Raw genomic sequence first — 5,781 nt, 5'->3', positions numbered from 1 at the left:
CAAATTTAGTTGCAGTAGATCCAGCAGAGTAAATAAGCCCTGTGGCTCTTCGGTTATTTTTCCATTCTGAATAATCTGCAGCATCACCTAACATTACAAAGAATAAGCTAGAAAAGAAAGCACCTATAAGTTCTGAAAGTAATCCAATTGTAAAAATCGCAACAACAGCAGTTGAATCGCAAAATATTAGCAGCGATATAACAGCCCCAGAAATAAGTAAAGAATAAATAAACATTTTCCGTTTTCCATATTTATTACTTAATGGAGTCATTAAAATCGCACCAACAATAGAGACCAACATTAAGCCCACAAGATAGGATGCTGCCAATAATTGATTGTGTATATAATGAGTAAAATAGATAATGATAATACCTTGTTTGATGGCATTATAAGAACTTGAAAATAACCCAGTAATAAGTAATATCCACCATGGTCTATTGGTAGACAGATCCTTAAAATCTTGTTTTAAATTAGTTTTCTGGCCTTTTAGTGGTAGTACGCGTTCTCTAGTTGTATAAAAGGTAACAAACATTAAAAGCGCAAGCACAACTGACATGATACGCATAGAATAACTATAACCTCTTTTTTGATCAATGATTCTAAGGTTATCGGAAGTTAAATTAGGTTCGCCCGCTACTATAAAGGAATACGTTTTTCCAGATTCCATATCGAAGCTCTTACCAACGGTAGGTTCATCTTTCAAATCAGGATTATTGTTCCATTTAAAAGTAGCGATACCAGCCTCTGTTTTAACGTTAACGTTACTCACATCTCTTGAGGCAGCAATTTCAACTTGATACGTGTTGTTCTCCAATTTTGAGATCTCTATTGAAGGATCTACATTTCCGAAATAGGCAATAAGAAAGAGTAATGCTCCTTGAACAAGAATCCCTCCTCCAAAGGCGCCTACCATTCTATACGCTCCAATACTAGTCCGTTCTTTGTCATCACCAGACATAACTGCCATCAACGCACCATAAGGGATGTTATTGGCTGTGTACATAAGCGTAAAAAAGATGTACGTAATATAAGCATAAATGATTTTTCCAGAATCACTAAAGTCTGGACTAGAAAAAAGTAGCACTAAACTTATCGCCAAAGGAATGGCAGTCCAGAGGATCCATGGTCGAAATTTACCGTATTTCGATTTGGTGCGATCACCGATAAGACCCATCGTAATATCACTAATACCATCGCTCAAACGCGCAGCGAAAAACAGCACACCTACGGTCACAGGATCTAAACCAAATACGTCTGTATAAAATATGAACAAAAATGTTCCTACACCTCTCCAGCCAATATTAGCTGCTGCATCTCCTAATCCGTAACCTATCTTCTCCTTAATAGAAACTTTATTGCTCATAATTGTTTAATTGTTATTGGACTATGTCTAGTAGACCTTTTGCTAAAATATTATTAGATGCAGACCCTACCAGTATCTCAAATTGCCCTGGCTCAACTGCCCAATTTTCTGTTTTCACATCCCAAAATGCAAAGTCTCTTTCCGTTAACGTAAAATGCAAGGTTTTTTTAACTCCTGTATTTAATTGTACTTTCTGAAAATCTTTTAACTCTTTTAAGGGACGTTCCACAGAAGATTCTATATCGCGAACATAGATTTGAACTATTTCCTGTCCATCCATATCTCCTGTGTTTTTAATATCAATTTTAAAATTTATGGATGAACCTACTTTGATTGATGGGTGCTCAATCTTCAAATTACTGTATTCATAACTTGTGTAAGACAAGCCAAAGCCAAAGTTATAAAGTGGTTCAATAGCTTTGCTCTCGTACCAACGGTAACCAACAAATATGCCTTCATTATATTTAACATCTATTATTGGGTCTATAATCTTATGATCTTCTTGCCAACCTGTGTATAGTTCTTTGCCTTCAGGGATGTAATCACTACCTGGCGAATCTTTAAAGGTTTTCTCTATGGTAATGGGCAATTTACCTGATGGATTGGTAATGCCCGCCACTATTTCAGCAAAAGCTTTAAACCCAATTTGCCCTGGATACCAACTATAAATTAAGCCTGCAACTTCATCGTTCCATTCGGTCATATTCATGCCACTACCAGAGCTTACAGCTACAATAGTATTCTCATTTAGCGACGCTATATTTTTGATTTCTTTATTGACGGTTTCTGGAAAATCAAACGATTTATCCCAGCCTTCAGAATCAAATGTCCCAGCACTATAAATCACATAATCAGCATTTTTTATAGTTTGATTATCAGGATTTTCCAAGTAAGTAACTTTACTTCCATATACCTCTTTAAGTGCTGCAAGCATGGTTACATTATCATAACCTTTAACTTCTGCTGCACCACCACCACAAGGAATTTTATCGGAGTATTCTCCCGTAAGTAAAATTGAAATATCTTCTGATTTACTAATTGGTAAAACTCCGTTGTTTTTAAGAAGGACCATACTTTCTCGCGCTGTTTGTAAAGCAACTTCAATATGGTCATTGAAATTTTCAAAATAGCTAGTATCTTTAATAGGGCGTTCTAGAAGCCCCATAGCTATCTGTGTGGTTAATATGTTAGTTACCATTCTATCAATATCTGCTTCTTCAACTTTACCATCTTCGAGAAGCGATTTTGCGGAAGAACGTAAAAAGAATTCATCCTTTTTCATATAATCAGGATATTCAGCTCTTGGCTCCCCAGGCATATCCAAGTCAAGTCCAGATTTTATAACTTTTTCGGAATCATATACAGACCACCAATCACTCATAACCAACCATTTAAAGCCTAAATCCTCACGTAAAAGTCCTGTAATAACGTCCTTGCTTTGTCCTGCATACTCTCCATTTACTAAATTATAGGAAGTCATAACAGCCATTGCACCTGCATTAACGCCAGCTTCAAATGCTGGCATATAAATTTCACGTAATGCTCTCTGATCCACTACTGAATTTGAGGTTCTTCTTTTATAGTCTGTATTATTCGCAACAAAATGCTTTAATGTAGCTATAGTACCTGTATTTTGCATTCCCAATACATAGTTTTCTACCATACGAGCAGCCAAGTATGGGTCTTCACCAGCGTATTCAAAGTTTCTACCATTTTGAGATATTCTATAAATATTCATACCAGGACCTAACAATACAGCTATTTCACCAGCTCTACATTCTTCGCCAATAGATTTGGCGTAACTATTTGACAATGCTGTATTCCATGTACTAGCTAATGCAATAGTGCTAGGAAAAGCTACAGATTTTTCAAGTTGATTAGGAAGCTCTGGTCGTATGTTAACACCTTGTGTTGCATCAGATAAATACAGTGCTGGTATATTAAACTTTTCAAATCCTTTTGTATAAAACATGTTGTAACCACCTATTAATGAGATTTTCTCATCGATGGTCATTTGATTAAGGATTTCTATGGCTTGCTTTTTTGCATCGTCGTAGGTAATTGGTGGTGTAAAAGGTTTAAACATGGTTTTAGTTTTAAATTCTTGATTTACTGGTTTTGCACATGAATAAAGAACTGTACAAATTAGGATGAAATGCGCTATTCTTTTCATGAAAAATAATTTTAAAAATGTATATACTGCAATTAAATTTTCAGCATTAAGGTTAAATAATTATAAGGAACTCGTTTTAAAAGTTATATTCTATATATGATAAATATCAATTTATTATTGCTTAGGTTAGTTCATTGTCTCTTGAATTTCTTTGTCGGTTATTAATGGATTAGCTCCCGCTTTTGATGCTACAATAGCTCCTACTGCACAGGCATAATCAAGTGCCGTAACTGCATTTGCACCAGTAAGTAGTTGATAAATTAGTGTAGCAAGAAAAGAGTCTCCAGCTCCAACAGTATCTTTCACTTGTACATGATATCCTTTGTTATAAACAAACGCGTTGTCTTGAAATAACACAGCGCCATCAGCCCCCATTGTTACACATATACTAGGTGTCTGGGTTTCTTCCGAAAAAAAACGAATACTATCCTCTAAAGACAACTTCTTGCCACTCATAGCCAAGGAAAGTTCAAAGATTTCATCATCATTAAACTTTATAAAGTCGGCTTGTTTCATTAGAGTTAAAAGGGTATTCAATTCGTAGTGTGGGGCCCGAAGGTTTACGTCAAAAACTTTAAATTGAGAGAATTTGAGTAAAGCAAATAACGTTTCTCTTGAAGTATGCTGACGACCAATCAAACTACCATATATGAAAGCATCTGCAGCATTAACAATAGTTTTGTCTTTTTCTAAAAGCTGAATATCATCCCAAGCACAAGGCATTTTTATATCATAAGATGCAGACCCTGCATCATTTAGAGTTACCAACACTTCACTTGTGGCGTGATTTTGGCTAACTTGAAGGTGGTCAGTTTTTGCATTATACATTTTCATCTGTGCTACAATACCATTACCAGCAGCATCATTTCCTATACTGCTAATTAGCTTGGTTAAACAACCATAACTTTGCATTCTTAGAGCTACATTAAGTGGTGCTCCACCTAATTTTTTACCTGTAGGCAGCATATCCCACAGCACCTCTCCAAAACACACAATCTGTTTCATAACTAGTTTAATTTAGTATTTAATGCTACTCCATTTTTTGGCAACATGTATTTTTTCAATTTTTTTGATATTAAATCATTTCCAACATATACTTTTTGATATTGGCATCTTTATAGATTTTCTGAACCATTTCGGTATACAACTTTGTAAACCGTTCATTTTTTATAAGATTCCCGAAAAGGGATTCCTGTCCTATAAAGGCCAATGTATCTATTGCGGTTTGTTTTGCCGCTTGATGAAGTTCGCTACTCATAGCATCAACAATTTCAATGGGTTGCCCGTGCCTATCTATTCCTTTATCGCTATAATAACACCAAGCAGCAATTACCAATGTTGCAAATTTGATACTTCCACCTGTTGCTAAATTCTCATGAATTGTAGCAATTAAAAATTTAGGTAATTTGGCAGAGCTTTCCATACAAATTCGGCCAACACTATCTTTAATATTCGGGTTACCAAAACGTTCTAGCAGACTATCTTTGTAGTCTTCTAAATTAATGCCTTTTATATCTCCTAAAACAGGTGTGGCTTCTGTATCCATAAAAGCACGCAAATAAGTGGCAAAGGTTTCATCTTCAATACATGCATTAATAGTGGGGTGTCCATGGATGATTCCCAAAAGCCCTAAGACAGAATGACCAGCATTCAGCAATCGCAGTTTCATTTTTTCATAAGGCCCCACATCGGGTACAAATTGTACGCCTACTTTTTCGAACTCAGGTCTGCCGTTCGAAAATTTATCTTCTACTACCCATTGTATATAAGGTTCGCAGGTAACTGGCCACTCATCTTTTACACCATACATTTGTGCTAGAGTTTCGATATCGGCTTTTGTTGTTACTGGTGTAATACGATCTACCATACTATTAGGGAAGCAGACTTCTTTAGCAATCCATTTTGCTAATTCTGGGTCTTGTGCTTCGGCAAAAGTGAGTAGCATTTTACGTGCCATATCACCATTGTGTTCGATATTGTCGCAAATCAAAATTGTAAAAGCAGGCAGTCCTGCATCTCGACGTCTTTTTAAGGCCGCAGTTAAAAAACCATAAACGGTTCTCGGGTCCTTTGGGTTTTTAAGTTCGCGTTGAATGTCAGGATTTTCAAAATTGAAATCTCCTGTAGTCGAGTTAAAATTATAACCTCCCTCAGTAATCGTTAGCGATACGATTCTAGTATCTGCATTCGCCATACGCGCGATTACAAATTCTGGGTTCGATGTACCCATTTCAAAATCTATAAT

At 36.0% G+C, this 5,781-nt stretch carries 4 protein-coding genes; all 4 read right to left on the bottom strand.

Annotated features, from left to right (window positions below):
* On the bottom strand, positions 1-1,363 hold a 1,363-nt coding region (locus WBN21_RS07630; RefSeq protein WP_424199000.1), incomplete at its 3' end, for an MFS transporter.
* A gap of 13 nt (positions 1,364-1,376) precedes the next feature.
* Positions 1,377-3,536 (bottom strand): beta-glucosidase family protein, encoded by a 2,160-nt coding sequence (locus WBN21_RS07625; RefSeq protein WP_424198999.1) that lies wholly within the window; start codon positions 3,534-3,536, stop codon positions 1,377-1,379.
* 126 nt (positions 3,537-3,662) lie between these two features.
* Complete coding sequence (locus WBN21_RS07620) at positions 3,663-4,541, bottom strand: carbohydrate kinase family protein (protein WP_424198997.1); 879 nt, start codon at positions 4,539-4,541, stop codon at positions 3,663-3,665.
* Positions 4,542-4,611: 70 nt separating this feature from the next.
* Positions 4,612-5,781 (bottom strand): mannitol dehydrogenase family protein (locus WBN21_RS07615; RefSeq protein ID WP_424198995.1); only part of this gene is annotated, 1,170 nt, incomplete at its 5' end.

This window comes from Algibacter sp. (assembly GCF_049667265.1).
In the GTDB taxonomy this organism is placed as follows: domain Bacteria; phylum Bacteroidota; class Bacteroidia; order Flavobacteriales; family Flavobacteriaceae; genus Algibacter_B.
Note: the sequence above shows the minus strand (reverse complement) of the source record. Positions and strands in the feature narration are given on the sequence as shown.

Coding starts and splice junctions, on each gene's coding strand:
- WBN21_RS07625 (WP_424198999.1), bottom strand. CDS start 3,536: ATGAAAAGAATAGCGCATTTCATCCTAATTTGTACAGTTCTTTATTCA.
- WBN21_RS07620 (WP_424198997.1), bottom strand. CDS start 4,541: ATGAAACAGATTGTGTGTTTTGGAGAGGTGCTGTGGGATATGCTGCCT.